This is a genomic window from Acidovorax sp. (genome assembly GCF_016783915.1).
Classification (GTDB): domain Bacteria; phylum Pseudomonadota; class Gammaproteobacteria; order Burkholderiales; family Burkholderiaceae_C; genus Acidovorax.
The window spans coordinates 1-14,047 of sequence record NZ_JADHVT010000123.1; the positions used below are offsets into that span (position 1 = coordinate 1).

Sequence of the window (14,047 nt, forward strand, 5' to 3'; positions counted from 1 at the left end):
AGGGATCGAGAACCACGGCCAAGGCCTCTTTGCGCTCCTGTGCTGTGCGCTCTACATCCGCTTGGATGAAAGCCTCGAAGCGCTGCAGCCGCTGGGCGCCGGCATCCAATGGCTGCTGACACAAGGGACACGCTGCATCCTCCCCAAGGTCAGGAAATTCGCAACCAGGATGGGATTCAAGAGCGAACCTTTTGGCCGCATCAAAAAGCTCTCTCCAGGCCTGACCTCCTGTGCCAGGTAGCAGCCGCTCACCTTCTTTGAAAGCGTTCGCGGCAACGGCTGCTGCGGCCTGCGCATCTCTGCACTCATCCACAAGGCCTTTGAGTTTCGCAATCGCTACGAGCCCCAAGGCGTCAGACAGCACCTCGGCACGGGTCGCCAAGGCATCAAGCCTCTTCGCCTTGATGCCCAGGGCGACTGCCTTTTCCTTCGGGTTGTTCTCTTTGAGGCTGTCCTCCAATGTCTGCTTTCGCAGAAGCTCCTCACCGGTGATGTTGGCCAGGCCCTCCACCGCTTCGGGATCGGTCTTTGCTGAGAGGGTATCAATCAACCTTCCGACTGCCGTTTCTCCCTTGAGGTGAGCGAACACCTGAAGATCTACAGCATGTTCACGCTGTTCGGCTTCAAGGCGGATCTTGAGTTGCTGGTACAGCTTGGCCAGGCTATCCAGCACATCGAGCCCATATGGCACGTAGGCGAAATCGTCCTCGCTGTCCAGGTAGGCACGCGCACACCGAGTGTCAAAAATCGACAGGGCCGACAGCTCCTTGGGCGCCTCCCTGCCTTGCTGCCATAGATATTCATCAACCTGGCCATTCACGCATACGGTGAAGGTTGCCTGAGCGTTACCCATTTTGGCCCCAGCCACATTGGCGTTGGGGAGGATTTGTTCTGACTGGTCGCGAGCCCTGCAGGCACGCTTGAGGACCCGCGAGTACCCAGACTTTCCACTTCCGTTGGAGCCATAGATGACCGTCAAGCCCTTGGCTCCAACTTCCAATTGCTGGTTTTCAGCGATGGCGTTGACGTTGCGCAAATTCTTGATGACCAGCAACTCGATTTCGGTCTCAGCTTGGATCGGCGCCGGAATCTGGTCTTCGGCAAGCGGCAAAGGCTCCCGTTTCTCTGGATCAGGTATGCCATGTGCCACCTTGAGAAGGGCATAAAGGTCATCTTGATCAGCGGGCGAAAGCTCTTTCTTTGCCAGCAAGCGCGCCAAGGCGTCACTCTGCCAGGCTTGGAGCCCCTTTGTCCAAGCCAATAGTTCCTGCATCAACGCCATGCATCCCCCGTCTCGTTAGTTCTCCGATTTCAGTTTAACCACTGAGACGGGATCTACTTGAGGCTCAGTGGCCTTCTCAAGCGGGTGAGACTGACCCCAGGGACGGACATTGAGAAGACTGGCACGCTGGGCGGAAAAAGCATCTTCGCACGGACCGCTTGGATAGAGTTGCCGCGTCCGCTTCGCTCCACTATCTGCTGAAGCTCGCAGACCGTGGCCACATCCCAGGCAAACCGCAATCCCTCGATGGGACCAAAGGCGTTGGCGATATACCGCCCCCACTGAGCCCACAACCGCTGGAAGGCGCTGAAATGATGGGCCATATCGGGCCCTAGAGTGCTCCAAGCAACTTCAATAGCCTTCACCGCCAGGTGGGGCTCTGCGCACCGCCGTGCAGGTTCGTACAGGGCCATTACAGCCCTTTTGAAGTCGTAGGCCTTTCTGAGGGCTGGAGATTGCTGGAACCAGCCTTCCAAGCGCAGCCGCTGGTCATCAGTGAGACTCCATTCCGAGGCTTCCAGCAGTTCCACGTCGCCTGACATCTTCCGGCACGAGTAAGGTGTCATGGCCGATCTCACCACAGCACGGGCCTTCAACAGGCCTTGCATCAGCACGCCCTGTACCTCCCGAGGATCAATGAAGGGAATGGCCTGAGGCAGAGTAGCCTGGAGTGCCGCGAGTGCGATCGGATCAAATCCGATGCTGACGCTTCCCACTTTCTCACTGCCCTTCAGCGTCTTGAGGGTTTGCGTGAGGCCGACTTCCTGCCGATGCTCCAAGACATCGATCAACATCCCGTGCGTGGTGTTCAGGATCACGTACCGTTCGCCATTGAGGGCGGTTATCGGAACGATTGCCAAGCAGGGGGCAGCGAGCGTGCGAACCTGTTGCTGCATCTTTGCGAGGTGGTCCGCGAACACAGAACGCACCGTCTTCTCATCGATCCTAGCCTCGGCAGCGATGGACACATAGGTTCTGTCCAGCGCCTGTTCGCACACCCACCGGCATAAGCGCTGGGTCATGGCCCGGTGGTCAGCAACGGCTGGCAAGGCTTGGGAAAAGGTCTTGCGGCAACTCGGCGACGAACAGCGATATCGCTTGAAGGTGATGGTCAACTGCACTGCTCGGCCGCGACGTGGCAGGTCAGCTATCACCTGATCTCTGCGGCCCCATGATTTCGCCCCCTTTACCCCACAGTGAGGACACGCACCAAGTGCTACTTGGCACTCCATGCCAACCCGCAGTGTCCCCTCATCCTCGGAAAAGCTATGGACCTTGTAATGGGGGCTCAGGAGAGGGGCGTCGGCCAGATGCAACCGCAGCGGCGCGATTGATCGCGAGTCATCAAAGCCCATCAGCCCGTTCCGAGGCGAGGGATGCGGCGATCCGTGCAGCATCCTCGGGATTCGCAACAGCCCAGGCAATGGCGTCGGCCCACACAGCATCGGCCTGCCGATTCCGTTCTCCTGAGCCTGCAGATCTCCGAGCCTCCGCGACCAGGTTCAATGCCCAGGGACTCCACGACAGGCATTCGATGGACACAACGGGCAAGGCGCCATCGTCTGTACGCATGAGAGCTTCGCCCCTCACTGCTGGGCGGAATGCCCTCACACGGGTGCCGGCGCGGGGCTCGCGTGAAGGATGAACCCAAAGGGTATCTCCGGGCTTCACCGGTTTGCCTTGAACCTCGAAGAGGACTTCTGTCATAGCTCGCATCCTTCATCAGACCCGCACTCCAGTTCCCCAAGCTCATGGACAACGGTGAAGCACAGAGAGCCAAAGAGGCGAAGGTAGTGGCCAGGGTTACGCCGTACCAACTCGGCACACTCACTTCGGAGAGCTTCAGGGTCAAGATGCTCGTTCAGCATCAGCGCACCGAGATCATCGGGTTCGTCTGGGGACCATGGGCCGTCGAAGGCCCCCCCGATATCCACCAGCAGCCCGCCCAGCTCGAACATGGACGGGGTATGGCTCACATTCAGGCGTGTGTTCGTTTGAGGACTCATTTCGGGGGGCTCTGGTGAGTCAAACACAGGCAATCCGCGACCATCGAAGCTGGATCACAAGCACCAACCACAGATCTATACCCCGCAAAAGCGAGTTTGTTGACTTGCGGCTTTCCACTATCCCCTGCGCCTTGGGATGCAGCCTTTGTCCGTCAAGAAGACGCAGGTACTCGGTGGGCGCAGGCGCAAAGAGGGGGCGTGCTTCAAGGTAGGTCACCACAGAGGCCCCTGCACCCATCAGCAAACTCAGGCAGAGCATTGCCGGGTATGAATCAACTCCCACCTGCGTGCCCATGTGCAGATGAGCACCCATCAAAAACGAACCCAGTGCCAGGCCGAGGTAGATGAGAGAGATCAGCGGGTGACGTTCGCCGACATAGTGACGCGCACTGAGCGTCCAAGTGCTGGGGTGTTCCAGCGATGCCGGGTGAGAAGCAGGGATGAAGTCTTTCAAGGCAATCCTCCTGAGAATTACTTCTTTCGAAGTTGTCAGGAGAATTATCAAAAGCACGGCTTTCGATTTACCCCTTGAAAAGCAAGCAAATCGATGACATTACGAAAATCCGTTCTCGGAAGTTCAAGCAATTGCGCGATGGATCTAATCAGGAGTGATCAGAGGCCCCAAAAACAAAACGCGGCTCATTTGAGCCGCGTCTGGTCATAGGTTGATCAGGTCAAGCAATCGCGAACTGCGCGCGATCCTTTCCAGCAATCCAGAGTGGGGGCTTGCCCCGGCCGCTCCAGGTTGCACCCGTAGATGGGTCGCGGTATTTGGCAGCAACGGTTGTGCCCTTGACCTTGGATTGGCGTGTCCCGCCGAAGATGTCTTGAGCCGTCAGGCCGAACTCTTGAACGAGCTGCCGAGCTTGCGAAACCGCATTGGCCAATTCGCCTTTACGTACCTCAGCGATCTGCGCATCGAGTGCATCACGCTGCTTGAGAAGATCTTGGTAAGTGGTCATTGTTCAACCTAAATATTGACGTTTGAATTGTAGAGGATTGCAATTCAATTGCAATAGTTCAGAAGGATGGATTGAAAGCTTTTGACAACTTCCAGTTTCGAGCAAAGTGCTCTGCATATGCCGAAGCCAATTCTGGGTTGTCCCAATGAACAATCACGTTTTCTGAATTCCTTTTAGCCGCAGCATCACTGTAGTTAAAACTGCCGGTCTGCAATACTCGACCATCGCTAATTTGAACCTTGTCGTGAAAGATGGGGTAAGCATCAACCACTCGGACATGAACCCCGGCCAAGCTCAAGGCTGAGAGCGCAGCCCTGCCCTTGGGCCCAGCCCCTGCCCCGAGATTCTGCTTTTCGTCTGCAAGAAGGTAGACGTTTACACCTCGCTTAGCGGCACGAATCAGGGCTGACGTGATTTTTGAGCTGGTGAATGCATAGGCCATGACGCGCAGATCCTTCTTCGCGCTGTCAGTCACCCGGATCACCAGCTCTTCAGCACCCAGATTCGGTGAAAAGGCGACCTCAATCTGCCCTTGTGCCTGGACTGGAGTTGCGGAGTTGGTGAAGGCCTCCCGAACTGCCTTGACGCCCTCCCCTGCTGAGGCGGCCAGCTGCAAAGCCTTTTCGCCTAACCCTGAATCACGGGCAAACGCAGAAGTGCCTAACACCGTGACAGCCAAAACCACTGCCGTTCGCATGATCGAAGCGAATGAGATGGCCAATTTATTTCGATGCAACATTCACCAGGGCAGGTTCAACCTGCTTCAATAAGCCAACCACGACATGTGCACCACGGTCCATCGAGGAATGCACCTGTCCGAGCACCCGCTCGACCGCCCCCTCGGAACCAGATGCGGTCTCCATCACCACTGCGATGCTAAAGCTCATAGCTGCGAACACCAGCGCACTTCTAATCAAAGACATGTAACTCTCCTTGTTGGTTCAATTGCTCAAATAATTGCATTTGAATTGCAATTCAATTGCAATTCGCGATCAATTCGGGTAGGATTTCCTCCATCAACACGTTCACAGTTTTGAAGGAGGGAAGATGTTGAAAATTGCGAAAGCTGCTCTCGTTGCCATTGCTATCGGCCTGACTGGTTGCGCCACGGTCTCGCAAGAGAAGGCTACTCAGATTGAAAGTCTGAAACGCTCCTCGGGAGGTTTCACACTGATCGCTGAAGGGCGCATTGTGAGCACTCACATCGGTAAGGCCCCTGCAGAGGTGGCCACTGCGAAGGACACTGTTGGTCTGGCTACGAAGAGCACCACCATCAGAGGGGCCAGCCTGGTTCTCGGGGCTCTGGAGATCCTGGAAAACAACAAGGATTTGTTCCACATCCGGTACAAGGAAGTGGGCTCCGACGAAGAGAAGCTCGTGCTTTCTCAATACGTCCCGCAACGGCCTGACCAGTGGAAAACCGGCATGCTGTTCCGCTACTTCGAGACGCGTGATGGCTACCATTTTTTGCGTGGTTTCAACAACGAAGCTGATTTCCAGGTCTTCAACCAGTGACGCGCTGGGCCGAAGCGCTTTGCTGGCGCACACGGCGGGCAGCATTGATTGACTCGTTGAACAAGGCTTGCGCTTCGGGGTGCGCGTGGAACCATGCGTCGGTCCAGGCGCGGGCCGAAATCAGCGCCTCTTGAAATACGTGGGGCTCAAAGACAAGGATGGATTGGCCCTTCCCTACCGAACCCCATTGCGCTTGGACATTGGCGCTGACTGTGTGACCAAAGATCTTGTCAGACCGAACTCCCAGAAAGTTGGAAGTGAAGTCCTCCGGGATCTCCACCCTCAAACCATAGGAGGCACCAATGAACCCACGCTGGCTGTTGTCGTGACCGTAAATGGAGCACCCTTTGTACGACTGGTACTCCTTACGAGCTGCAACGACAAAGCCCTGATTTACAGCTTCGTTGATGGATGAAAAGTTAATGGTTCTGGTCATGGGGTACCTTGACCCGCAGTGTCCAGAAAGCACTTTCATCTGTCAGGTTTTTGGCCCCGGAAAATCGAAAAGCGAGCGAAAGCCGTGTTTTTCAAATGGCGACCGCTCGAATTCCGCATGAGCGGTATCCAGTCCCAACCCTGCGAGTGCTGAAAGCACCCGAATTTATGGAGGTTTGCATGAGCATGAACCAACGAATTGAGCCAGGCTGTGTCTACCTGCAGGTGCTGCGGAACACCCTGTTCCTCAGTCCAAATGAGGCCGCATCACTGTTCCCGAACATGACCCTCGATCATTGGAACAACATCGAATCCGGCCGTTCGCCCGCGCCCTCGATGGTGATGGACAGGTTCAACGCGATATTTGAGTACCGCAACAAGCAGCTGGTCATGTATCGCCAGATGATTGAGTCAAGTCCCAATGCCCGATTCGATGAGTTCTGGTTCCAAACCATGGACGACTGGATGGCAATCGATGACCACGAGCCAGAGGGCTTTCGGGTCACTCAGTCGCTCAATGCTTCGCTGGCGACTGAATACCCCTCAAGGTTCAAGCTCTATCCCTTTGACCTGGTGGGCTTCACAGCCTGGGCTTGCGGCCGACCGGCTACAGCTGAACTTCTCTCAGAATACCTGGGCTTTGTCTCTTCCCCTCGGGCGGTAACTGGTTGACGCCGGCACGGCCAAATTTCCATATCCCTCACACACAGAACCCCGACAGGGGTTTTGTTGTTTCTGGAGGCACAGAAACCCACTTCCCCACTTTGCTTCCAACAAGGGCAATTGCGCGGGGCATCCATACATAACGCCTGGTGTGGCGCACTATTTATCTACACCCATCCCACAATCCATGGGGCCAAGCTTGGTGTGTAGTGTATGTAGTAGTGTAGGCCTACAAACTACAGTCTCAGAAGGGTTCAAACTGAACTGGCACTCCAGTCGCAGCCCAGAGTCACCTGTAAATGCCCACCGTAAAAACCCATCCTCTTGTAGCACTTCAGTCGCAGCATAGGATCACTTCCCGCTAGAGTCATTTCAGCATCAGTTCAGAGTGAGGTCTCTGAGTTACTCCTTGGCCAGGATCTTTGCATTCTGCTCGGTGAGGGTTGAGAGCTGGGAGCGTAGACTTTGAATCTCATCATGCAGACTGGAGGGTGTTGAAGCACTCTTTGCGTCAGCCAATTCCTTCCGTAATTCACTGACTCGTTCCTCAAGGTTCACTACCTTGGTCGTCTGGACCTGGAGTTGCGTTTCAGCATCTGATCGGCCGCGAGATGCCTCTTCCAACTTGGCTTGAAGCTCTTCAGCACGACTCTGAATCTCAGTCATCTGGGTAGCCATTAAATCCGCACTGCGCAATACCTCTGTCATTTCCTCCTGAAGCCGCTTGTTCTCCAGGTTCAAGGCTTCACGAGCTGCTGCTAGGCCCATCTGTGCTTCAGCGGTTGCTGCCTTCCACAGGTCACCTGCTAGACGCTGCGCTAAATCAGAGACGATTTCTGGCGGAGCTTCCACTGCCGTTTGTTGACGGTCCTTTTCTTTGCGCCACTCACGAAGCGCTCTGGTGAGTGTCGTGTAGCTTCCACCGCCTACCTTCAGTTTGACGGCTTCCAAGCTGGGTACTTGGCCAGTTTCAGCAATCTCTGTCGCTGCCTGGAAGACCAAGGCCCTTCTGCTTTCGTAGTCCATGCGTTCGTTCGACATTTTGGCTCCTGTGTTTGCCAAGTGTAGGCCTATCAACACGGGGATCTCCTTGGCCTCCTGAAGTTGCGGATCTACCCATTCCGCCCAGAGTCCAGTTTCTGTTAGCAAGACTTGAATGTGCAGGCCCTATCCCGCAAGGGAGGTTATCCACAGGATGCGTAGCATGTATTTCTATAGATTGTTTATTTACTGATCTAGAAGCCGCTGAACTGCGACATGACCCCTGTGTAGCTTCCTAGTTGTGTTGCACCAGTTTCCCGGCCTCCAGCGCCTCAAGGAAGGCCCTGTTGAACGGTGTCACCCGTGATTGACCGTTTACCGTTTCGCGGATCACGCCGGATTCGACCTGGTAGACCTTGCCTGTCTTTCGAGAAGTAAATCTACGGCCTTCATAAATCTCAGCTTTTTCCAAAAGATAGGACTTTTCGCGTTTTTCCTCATCTTTTTTCACTTCCTCTCGATATGGTGCTGAGAAGTCCCGACCGCTGGTTAAGAGGGTTTGAAGGTAGGCGTAGAGCTGGTTTGCCTTCAGGTTATCAAGGTACTTTTTGGCGGCATGCACCACGTCCGATAGTCGCTGTGAAGCAGTCCTTGCCCGCTTCATCAGGCCTAGAACAGCAAACGGCGATAGGCCCTTACTGCAGAGCCATATGAGATCTGTAGGCAGGCAAACAGCTCCAATGCGCGTGTAGCCACCCTCCTCCCTGGCAGAGGTTGTTGTGCTTGGTGTTAGTTCTGGACCGTTTGAAGAACTCGATGTGAGTTGACCATCGTCCACTCCTGCCGGGGCTGCTTTTGCGGCCTTTTTGGTTTCGACAGGAACCCCACGTTCATCCACCAGGCCCAACGCCAACAGGAGCGATTTGGTCGGCACCAGGGGTGACCGTGATCCACGGAGTCCTGCACGAGCCTTCCGCTCCCTTTCGATGAGGTTGTTCTGCTCAAGCCATTGGATTGACCGGTGGACCGTATCCAACGATTTACCCGCCTCATCCGCAAGCGTTTTGCGTGAAGCAAAAATTTCTGAAAAAGGATTTCGAAGATTGATTTTTTGAACAATCTTCAAAACAACCCGGAGAAAACCATCCGGCATTGCCACGAATGGTGAAAGGTAAGGTAACTCCGAGCACGCCCGAACAATGGCGTATGGGTATCGGATTTCTGTAGGCGCGAGTTTATCCATCGCAGTCTCCACGTAAGGACACGATCTCCTTGACGGCGAGGCATGGAAAAACTACTATTCGTACCTGAGTTGGCTGTGCTTAAACCGATTGGCGTCGGTTGTTGGAACGAGTAGCAGCTTCGAGCATCACCATCACGATGCTGAGAACCCCGGTAGTTGGAGCTACCGGGGTTTTTTATTGGCCGGTCTTAGGTCATCTTCAATCTCCAATTCCAAGTACCCCAGATGCACAGAACCCCGCTCATGGCGGGGTTCTGCTTTGCTATCCGGGTCTTGCTGCGTGTGAGCCGATGAATCCGTTGGAGCGGAAACCGGGCTCGGTGAGTGTCTGAAATAACGATGCCCACTGTGGAGTGCAAGTTGCCTTGCCAGTGGGCATTGGTATTGAGACTGCCAGGTCGTTCTGTACGTACAGAGCCTTGGGAGTGCCGGCGCATGATCTGTACGTACAGAGGTGACGACACGGACGCTAGAGACCAGTCCACGGGCTTGGAATGCCGTTCTGTATGTACAGATGCTTTGGTGGGTCTGTGGCTGTTCTGTACGTACAGAGGTGCCGAAAGGTCTGTAGCACTGGCAGTACGAATCGCAGTTGCCAGCTCTGTTGTGCTTGCCAACACTGCGTTCTCCGGGGTGCGCATGGATCGCCATTCGACAGACCATTGCGAAATGCTACAAGCGCAGATGCCTGTGGGAAAGGTTGTGATCTGAAGACTCGATTTACAAATTACGTCTGCCCGTGTCCATAGCGAGGCGTTTGACGCGAGCCCCAGTAAACGAGGGGCTGTCAAGACGAGGGCTGGCTGCACGGTCTTCTTGGCGGAACTCTGTTGGCAATTTGAATTGGCGCAGCCTGGCAAGCCCCTTGTTATCCTGGCTCCTAGTCGCTCAGCTTCTGTACGTACAGAAGTGCTGCCATCGACACACCTTGGTGTTGGTCTGGAAGAGATGATGAAATGAAGGGCTCGCAAGAAGGGCCCGCTGATTTCGCCCATGATTTCAGAGGGTCTGTACTCGTGGGTGGTTGGTGTTCTGTACGTACAGAAGTGGATTGCGATGCCGCTGGGCGAGGCGAAGGGTGCTTGAATGTAGTCAAGATCGGCGGCTGAAGCTGGCGCGCAGAGCATCTTCTGTACGTACAGAAGAGAGGATGAGCAGGCTACTCCGTTGTGCGGGTCTTCGCTTAGTTCTGTACCTATAGAACCGAGTGCTGGATTTGTTGGGGAATCACTCAGCTTCTTATGAGGCAACGGCTGGTACTCATTTATCCCGTTAGGTCTGTACGTACAGAAAGGAAGTGGCAGTCTCTGCGTATTGAATGAAGTCCCAATTTCGGAACCCCAAAAAGCAACAAAGGACGCTGAGCGTCCTTTGTTTTGAGTGGCCTGAGTGATGGTCACTGCTGATTGTCCGTGGGTGTGTTGATGTTACTTGGCTCCTCAGAGCCGAAGTAAGGGCGCAGCAGCTTGTCCATCGTTTCGTTGAATTGCTCCAATTTATCTGGAGGAATCATGCCCACGATTTCGATCTTTCCATCCGACCGTTGTTTGAAGTGCCCATGCTCGTACCGGCGCTGGAACTTCACGGGACTGCTCTTCCGGTCAGGCCGTTGTTCCATCGTCAACGAGTCAACACGTTCCTTGAGCCAACGGAATGACTCATCGTTATCAACGAACGTCTTGCACAACGATATCGCTGCCTCAGCGCTCTTTTTAGCGGACACGAGACGCCACAGTTGGTTGACAACATTCACCGACACCTTTTCGGGATGGCGTTTGGCATAGTGGAGAATATCCACATCAAGTTTGCTGTAGTTTCCATATTGGGAAAGACTTCCCACGGGAATGCCAGTTTTCTTGGAAATTTGCTCCCAAGTCCAGCCTTGATCTCGCCACTTTTGGTAGAACTTTGCACGGTCGAAATCGGTGTGGGCTTCGCGTTCTTCGTTTTGGGCGTAGCCCATCCAGGCAATGTCTTCCTCGGACTTGTCCGTGTGGATGATTGCCTTCAATTGAAGATTGAGAATGTCCCTCATTCGGACGGCCTGAACCCGAGTCCAGCCATCCCCAATGATGAAACGACCCGGCTTCGCAGGGTTGGGAATTACATGAATGGGATCTCGCTGGCCATTCGCCTCAAGAGAATCAGCGCGTTCTTGGAGGGTGTTATCGCCATAGATTTCGCGTGGCGCGAACCTATTCGGATCAATGTCGTGAGCACTGATGTAAACAACCTCGTAGGCATGGGCTGCGGCTGATGAAGGCAGCGATTGATGCTGGCCTCGCTCGTCTGCTTGTTCGGCAACCGGATTTGATACGGGCGAAGGCGATTCAACAGGCTCGTCTACCGTCCGTGCCAAAGCACCGGCCCCTGGTGTGGTGATCGCTGGAAGGATCAACGGGGGCGGTGCAGGCTTTTTTGATGCTGGGGGCCGCGTTTCAGACTTGACCGAAGTTTCGGCCTGGTTATCTTGAACCGGGGCAAAAGGCGCACGTCTCATTATTTGCCTCGCTGCTCTTCTATGTTCATGAGCCGACGAAGTAGGAAATCATTGAATTCCTTGTATTCTCGGCTTGCTTGACTCAATGGCTTCTGCAAACTCAGCGGAATATAGTGTTCAAGGGATTTTGGTAAATCCTCAGAAAGCGAAATCGAGACTGGCGCTAGATTTTTCTGATAAGCCTGAAGCGCTTGATGCATCCGCTGGATGCGAGAAAGTTGTGGGGCGAAATGGGTGGCAAGAATGACTTGATCCGCCACAATCGCGTCTCCGTAAGATTCGCGGAGAAGCGCAATTTCATTGATCAAACGGGTTAGACCCTTGACACCGAAAGCGTCCAAGCGGACCGGTGCAACCACGAGATCTGCAGCAGCCAGCGCGGCAGTGCTCGTCATAGTGACATTGGGTGGACAATCCATCACAACAACGTCATATTCTGAAACGTTCAACTCTGGAATCAAGCCTCGCGCAGAATCAGAAAAGAGTTTTTTCAGGGTTAACTCTCGCGCGCCCTTGGAAGAACTCAGTGCAAATTCAATATCGCCTAGATTTGCATCAGCGGGAATCAGGTGAGGCCCATTTTTGCCAAAAGGCATTTTTATCAGGCTACCAAACGACTCTCGTGCAGATCGACCGACATAAGTAGAAACGGTGTGGGCAAATGTTTTCCCAACAACGGCATCGAGACTCAGGCCCATTGGCTCGATTTCGTCCTTGTTCAGATCTGCCTCGTAACCCATGTACTGGGTGAGGTTGGCTTGCGCATCCAAATCTATCGCGAGAACGCGAAGACCAGCCAGTTGCATGTGCAACGCAATCTCAACAGCTGTGGTGGTCTTCCCAGTGCCACCCTTAACGATGTCCACAGCGATGAAGTAAGGGCCCTTCTGGGGAGTCTTGACGAAGCCCTTGGCTCGACGGTACTGAGCGAGTTGAAAAAGGGTGTCTGGATCGAAGAGCCGCACTGCGACGGCTTTGGAGTCAGCCTCGTTTGCTCGGCGAACATGGATGCCTGAGTTCTCGATGTATGACTTGGTTGTGTTCTCAGCGATGCCCAGCAGAGCCGACGCAGCACGTAGGCGGTATTGGAGACCAGAAGTGTCCGAATAGGTAGAACGAGGGCTCATGGTAGGGCGTAACATCACATTGATGGCGAATTATGTGGTTGGGCAAGTTGTCATGTCAAGGCGAATCGTCGTTGGTGGGCGAACGGTCAACATCCTAGAAAAAAGCCACCAACGAAAATTAGTCGGTTACATGTTGCGAACTCGGCAAGACACTTGTTTCCCGTCATCGCCTCGCGTAGGCATCAGCCCCCTATGAGGACAGCCCTTCTGTACAGGCATTCTAGGTAGCACGCCAACCCAAAAGGGTGCCGAAAAGTAAGCAAAAACATGACGTTTAGCCCTTCGTGGCCCAAAAGGGTGCCTTTCTTCAGCGATGTCGGTCCCTGGTGACAAGAAAGGGTGCTGATGAATTAGCTGTGGAAATGTAATTAAATGTGCAATAGAATTGCAGTTAATTGCGCCTAATCCAATGGAGGAATTGCACGCATGCAACCAGGACGCGTCATGACATCCGAAGAACTGGCTGAGGCCCTCGCAGAGCGAGAGAGGGTCGAGGCAAAGATTGAAAAATTCCGATTGGCCGCGCTGGATGATGTGATCCAGGACGTTCGCAAGACTATTGAGCTGTACAAGCTAACTCCCACCGATCTCTTCCCAGATGTGAAAGTTGTGCCACGCAACACGTCCAGGCGCGCAAGCGCGCGACCCGTTAGATATCGGAACGAGAAGGGGCAGACATGGGGTGGCGGCGTTGGTCCAAGGCCGCGTTGGATCAAAGAAGCTTTAGCGCGAGGTGAGGACATCGAAAAGTACGCGGTCACCTAGCCTTGTTACCGTAGTGATTTCAAGACGAGAACCTTTCATGGTTCTCGTTTTTTTTTGGCTCGTAAAAAGGTCGCTCAAGGTAAGAACGCGTGAAGCAGGGGGGAGCGTGACGACAAGTCTTGACGATGCTGTACATGCATCGTGGGCCCCCTGGATTGAGCAGAAAAATCGAAAGGTCTTGAAAATCCGCGCTTTTTAGGGGTGGTCTGGGTAGGACCGGTTGATATTCTCAATACACGTTTGTGAACAGGAGATACGTGTGTGGATGTTTGACGGGAGCCCAGAACATGTCGGTGCCATGGTACCTGACGCTTCGGCCCAGGACGGCGGCTACATCATGGTGTTCGTGCTGGAGAGTGGCTCCCCGAGGATCGTTGCCACTCGCTTTCCGGCCAAGAATGTCACCAGTTGGAAAAGCCGATCTGCACGCTACGGAGGCGAGACTTTGAACCGTGTTTTGGTCACCAAAGCACACCCTCGCTACGAAAAAATCAAGCGACTGCTGGCGCATCAGCTTTCCATTGATGACGAAGGTATCGCAAGCCCTGGTCCATTGACCATTGAGTTG

General features: G+C 54.3%; 14 protein-coding genes and 1 pseudogene. 4 read left to right on the forward strand and 11 right to left on the reverse strand.

Annotated features, from left to right (window positions below; all coding sequences use genetic code 11):
* The 6 genes from ISS20_RS18550 to ISS20_RS18575 all read right to left on the reverse strand — a co-directional run.
* A partial coding sequence (locus tag ISS20_RS18550; RefSeq protein WP_291438389.1) for an ATP-binding protein occupies positions 1 to 1,282 on the reverse strand: 1,282 nt, incomplete at its 3' end.
* A gap of 53 nt (positions 1,283 to 1,335) precedes the next feature.
* Complete coding sequence (locus ISS20_RS18555; protein WP_366828481.1) at positions 1,336 to 2,727, reverse strand: transposase; 1,392 nt, start codon at positions 2,725 to 2,727, stop codon at positions 1,336 to 1,338.
* Positions 2,728 to 3,307: 580 nt separating this feature from the next.
* Positions 3,308 to 3,742 carry a hypothetical protein gene (locus ISS20_RS18560; protein WP_147455723.1) on the reverse strand — a complete coding sequence of 145 codons (435 nt, stop codon included), beginning with the start codon at positions 3,740 to 3,742 and terminating at the stop codon, positions 3,308 to 3,310.
* Between the two features lie 220 nt (positions 3,743 to 3,962).
* On the reverse strand, positions 3,963 to 4,250 hold the full coding sequence (locus tag ISS20_RS18565; RefSeq protein ID WP_121944202.1) for an H-NS histone family protein: 288 nt from the start codon (positions 4,248 to 4,250) through the stop codon (positions 3,963 to 3,965).
* 58 nt (positions 4,251 to 4,308) lie between these two features.
* The gene (locus ISS20_RS18570) at positions 4,309 to 4,971 is read right to left on the reverse strand and encodes a phospholipase D family protein (protein ID WP_158605794.1); all 663 of its coding nucleotides are present in this window, start codon (positions 4,969 to 4,971) and stop codon (positions 4,309 to 4,311) included.
* Position 4,972: 1 nt separating this feature from the next.
* Positions 4,973 to 5,173 carry a hypothetical protein gene (locus tag ISS20_RS18575; protein WP_291438390.1) on the reverse strand — a complete coding sequence of 67 codons (201 nt, stop codon included), beginning with the start codon at positions 5,171 to 5,173 and terminating at the stop codon, positions 4,973 to 4,975.
* A gap of 127 nt (positions 5,174 to 5,300) precedes the next feature.
* On the opposite strand from ISS20_RS18575, the gene ISS20_RS18580 reads away from it, so the two are divergent.
* Entirely contained in the window at positions 5,301 to 5,765 is a 465-nt protein-coding gene (locus ISS20_RS18580) for a hypothetical protein (protein WP_291438391.1), read from the forward strand.
* Here ISS20_RS18580 and ISS20_RS18585 read toward each other — a convergent pair.
* Positions 5,755 to 6,201 carry a hypothetical protein gene (locus tag ISS20_RS18585; protein WP_121944206.1) on the reverse strand — a complete coding sequence of 149 codons (447 nt, stop codon included), beginning with the start codon at positions 6,199 to 6,201 and terminating at the stop codon, positions 5,755 to 5,757. The genes ISS20_RS18580 and ISS20_RS18585 overlap by 11 nt on opposite strands.
* Positions 6,202 to 6,380: 179 nt before the next feature.
* Here ISS20_RS18585 and ISS20_RS18590 point away from each other — a divergent pair, with 179 nt between their 5' ends.
* Positions 6,381 to 6,872 (forward strand): DUF1870 family protein, encoded by a 492-nt coding sequence (locus ISS20_RS18590; RefSeq protein WP_158605795.1) that lies wholly within the window; start codon positions 6,381 to 6,383, stop codon positions 6,870 to 6,872.
* Between the two features lie 393 nt (positions 6,873 to 7,265).
* On the opposite strand, the gene ISS20_RS18595 is transcribed toward ISS20_RS18590, so the two are convergent.
* From ISS20_RS18595 to ISS20_RS18610, 4 genes are all read right to left on the reverse strand, one after another.
* Entirely contained in the window at positions 7,266 to 7,904 is a 639-nt protein-coding gene (locus ISS20_RS18595) for a DNA-binding protein (protein ID WP_291438392.1), read from the reverse strand.
* A gap of 235 nt (positions 7,905 to 8,139) precedes the next feature.
* Complete coding sequence (locus ISS20_RS18600; RefSeq protein ID WP_291438394.1) at positions 8,140 to 9,087, reverse strand: hypothetical protein; 948 nt, start codon at positions 9,085 to 9,087, stop codon at positions 8,140 to 8,142.
* Between the two features lie 1,396 nt (positions 9,088 to 10,483).
* A complete protein-coding gene (locus ISS20_RS18605; protein ID WP_121944210.1) occupies positions 10,484 to 11,587 on the reverse strand; it encodes a ParB N-terminal domain-containing protein in 1,104 nt (367 codons plus the stop codon).
* On the reverse strand, positions 11,587 to 12,714 hold the full coding sequence (locus tag ISS20_RS18610; protein ID WP_291438397.1) for an AAA family ATPase: 1,128 nt from the start codon (positions 12,712 to 12,714) through the stop codon (positions 11,587 to 11,589). The genes ISS20_RS18605 and ISS20_RS18610 overlap by 1 nt, the downstream gene beginning before the upstream one ends.
* Positions 12,715 to 13,158: 444 nt before the next feature.
* Here ISS20_RS18610 and ISS20_RS18615 point away from each other — a divergent pair, with 444 nt between their 5' ends.
* On the forward strand, positions 13,159 to 13,479 hold the full coding sequence (locus ISS20_RS18615; protein ID WP_158605796.1) for an H-NS histone family protein: 321 nt from the start codon (positions 13,159 to 13,161) through the stop codon (positions 13,477 to 13,479).
* Between the two features lie 259 nt (positions 13,480 to 13,738).
* Positions 13,739 to 14,047 (forward strand): annotated as a pseudogene (locus ISS20_RS18620) (hypothetical protein); the annotation flags it as partial.

Coding starts and splice junctions, on each gene's coding strand:
- ISS20_RS18555 (WP_366828481.1), bottom strand. CDS start 2,727: ATGCTGTGTGGGCCGACGCCATTGCCTGGGCTGTTGCGAATCCCGAGG.
- ISS20_RS18565 (WP_121944202.1), bottom strand. CDS start 4,250: ATGACCACTTACCAAGATCTTCTCAAGCAGCGTGATGCACTCGATGCG.
- ISS20_RS18575 (WP_291438390.1), bottom strand. CDS start 5,173: ATGTCTTTGATTAGAAGTGCGCTGGTGTTCGCAGCTATGAGCTTTAGC.
- ISS20_RS18585 (WP_121944206.1), bottom strand. CDS start 6,201: ATGACCAGAACCATTAACTTTTCATCCATCAACGAAGCTGTAAATCAG.
- ISS20_RS18590 (WP_158605795.1), top strand. CDS start 6,381: ATGAGCATGAACCAACGAATTGAGCCAGGCTGTGTCTACCTGCAGGTG.
- ISS20_RS18595 (WP_291438392.1), bottom strand. CDS start 7,904: ATGTCGAACGAACGCATGGACTACGAAAGCAGAAGGGCCTTGGTCTTC.
- ISS20_RS18600 (WP_291438394.1), bottom strand. CDS start 9,087: ATGGATAAACTCGCGCCTACAGAAATCCGATACCCATACGCCATTGTT.
- ISS20_RS18605 (WP_121944210.1), bottom strand. CDS start 11,587: ATGAGACGTGCGCCTTTTGCCCCGGTTCAAGATAACCAGGCCGAAACT.
- ISS20_RS18610 (WP_291438397.1), bottom strand. CDS start 12,714: ATGAGCCCTCGTTCTACCTATTCGGACACTTCTGGTCTCCAATACCGC.
- ISS20_RS18615 (WP_158605796.1), top strand. CDS start 13,159: ATGACATCCGAAGAACTGGCTGAGGCCCTCGCAGAGCGAGAGAGGGTC.